Here is a 1,763-nt window from a genome sequence, read left to right as displayed (position 1 = left end):
ACGTACTCTCTTTCCCGCCACGACGCTCGTCCGATCGGGTGTACTTCGCGTAGGTGGACTGCTCGGGCAGCGGCAGGGAGCGCACCACGGTGCCGTTGACGCTCACCGAGAGGCTGCCGCCGGCGCCCCCCGTCGCGATCCAGGCGGACAGGTCGTAGGTGCCCGCGGTGACGGCGGTGACCTGCTGGCTCACCGTGTAACCGGGGCCGGCGTCGAGGTAGGCGAGGCGGCTGCCGCCGTGCGGGTTGTTGGTGGCGGTGCCGGTGTGGGCGGTGAAGGTCCAGCCGGCGGCGGTGGACGGGGCGCCGGTGGCGGAGGCGCCGCTCGTGTCGCTCTGCTCGAAGCCGGGGTCGGCGAGGACCAGCGGCTCGGTGCGGGTGAGCGTCCAGCGGTGGGCGGGGCGGTGGTCGCAGTGGTGGTTCGCCGGGGCCGGGTCGGCGGTCAGACAGGCGCCGGTGCCGCGGACGGCGAGGGTGTAGGTGCCCTGCGGAGCACGGGAGACCGTGAAGCGCTCGGCCTCGGGGGCGGAGCCGCAGTCGGCGGTGGCGGGGCGGCGGTCCGGGCCGCCGAGGGTGAGGCAGCGGCCGCTGGCGGCGTTGACCAGGAGGTAGTCGCCGCCGGTGCGGCGCAGCTGCCAGCGCTGGCTGAGCAGCCGTCCACAGGCCGCGCCGAGCACCGGGGTGCCGGGGGCGGGCTGGGCGTACTGGGGGCCGAGGCAGGAGCCGTCCAGCGCGGAGCCGAGCAGGTAGCTGCCGCCGTCGACGAGCGGTGCTCCGGCGGCGGCCGGGGCCGGGGCGGCGCCGAGGGCCTGGGCGGTGAGGACGGCCAGGAGGGCGAGACCGGTGGGTAAGGCGCGGGGGCGGGGCGGCATGGCGGAGCTACCTCCGGTCGGTCGGTGGCGTGATGGCGTTGGAACGTTCAAATCGGGTGGGAAAGCCGAGCTATGATGCATCGCATGTGATGGGTGACATTTCACATGGTTGTTTCGGTCGCGTCAACGGGATGTGCGGTAAGGGCTTCCGGGAGGTGACCGGGACGAATGGTGAAGGCTCCCGCCCGACGGGGGTGGGCGGGAGCCTTCACGTCCTGGGGCGGGGTTCAGCGCTTCAGGGTGGCGAGCGTCTCGTCCAGGCTCGGCGTGCCGGAGCGGGGCCGGTTGTACGGGAACTTGGAGAGCATCGATCCCATCGCGCAGGTGTTGGTCAGGGCGGAGAAGGCCAGCCCGCCGCCGACGGCCGCGGAGACCCAGCGGGCGCCCGGCAGGGCGAGGTCGATCAGCACCCCGGCCAGCACCAGCGAGCCGGCCACCAGGCGGACCTGGCGGTCCAGTGCCCACACCCGGCGGGTGCCGGCCACCTGGTCCAGCGGCCGGCCGGCGTTCGCCCAGGCGTTGGTGCCGCCGGTCAGGGTGAGGGTCGGGACGCCGGCGTCGGACAGCCGGCGGCACGCGTTGTCGGCGCGAGGCCCGGCGGCGCAGACGACGGCGATCTCGCCGTGCGCGGCGGCCCCGCGCAGCGCGGGCAGGGCGCGGTCCAGCTGGTCGAGCGGGACGTTGAGGGCGCCGGGGATGTGGCCCGCGGCGTACTCGCCGGGGGAGCGGACGTCGATGAGGGTGAGCTGCCCGAGGCGGGGCTGGAGCTGCTCGACGGTCAGCGGCGTGGTCATGGGGGTGGCGGGCTCGAAGAGGTCCGAGTTGTACTTGAAGACGCAGTGGAAGCAGCCGTCGGCGCGGTCCTCGTAGGCGGACAGCGTGAGGTCGAACT

General features: G+C 74.4%; 2 protein-coding genes. Both read right to left on the bottom strand.

Features of this window, described 5'->3' with window-relative positions; translation table 11 throughout:
* Positions 1-871: RICIN domain-containing protein (locus ACIQOV_RS40175; RefSeq protein WP_401055919.1), on the bottom strand; the 871-nt coding region annotated here is incomplete at its 3' end.
* A gap of 227 nt (positions 872-1,098) precedes the next feature.
* Positions 1,099-1,665: a rhodanese-like domain-containing protein gene (locus ACIQOV_RS40170; protein ID WP_401055921.1), complete on the bottom strand. Its 567-nt coding sequence runs from the start codon at positions 1,663-1,665 to the stop codon at positions 1,099-1,101.
* Positions 1,666-1,763: the final 98 nt, after the last annotated feature.

Origin of the sequence: Kitasatospora sp. NPDC091257, from assembly GCF_044757675.1 — a bacterium.
In the GTDB taxonomy this organism is placed as follows: domain Bacteria; phylum Actinomycetota; class Actinomycetes; order Streptomycetales; family Streptomycetaceae; genus Kitasatospora; species Kitasatospora lactacystinica.
The sequence above is the reverse complement of the archived record's forward strand: the minus strand, read 5'-3'. Positions and strand labels throughout refer to the sequence as shown.

What these genes read in the sequence shown, in the direction of transcription:
- ACIQOV_RS40170 (WP_401055921.1), bottom strand. Translation starts at nt 1,665, where the DNA reads ATGACCACGCCGCTGACCGTCGAGCAGCTCCAGCCCCGCCTCGGGCAG.